1 pseudogene is annotated in these 371 nt (G+C 60.1%); it reads right to left on the bottom strand.

What is annotated here, in order from left to right:
- Positions 1–155: 155 nt before the first annotated feature.
- A pseudogene (locus tag EN808_RS35335) lies at positions 156–371 on the bottom strand (MFS transporter); the annotation flags it as partial.

Genomic DNA, 371 nt, shown 5'->3' on the forward strand with positions numbered 1-371 from the left:
AGCAGGAGCAGTTCCATCCTGAGGGATTTGGTTTCAAAGCCGCTGTCGATCATCGGATGTGTCCTCACTTTTCGTGCGTTGGAGCGAGGGTATAGCAGGGGTGCTGCTGACACGGTGATGTCAGGATACTCAAGCCTTGGCGACATCGCTGTGCCTTAGAAGATCTTGCGTACCAGCCGGACGCAGACCAGGAGCATATAGGCGGCAAAGAACAGCGCGAGCGACCAGCCGAAGCCTGAGGGACCGAAGGCGTCCATGCCGATGCCGATCGCCTGCGGGCCGATAACCATGCCAACGCCGTAGCAGAGCACGAATGCGGCGTTGGCGGAGGCCAGCTCATGACCGGAGAGCTGGGTACCCAGATGCGCGAG

Origin of the sequence: Mesorhizobium sp. M8A.F.Ca.ET.165.01.1.1, assembly GCF_004792065.1 — a bacterium.
Lineage (GTDB): Bacteria > Pseudomonadota > Alphaproteobacteria > Rhizobiales > Rhizobiaceae > Mesorhizobium.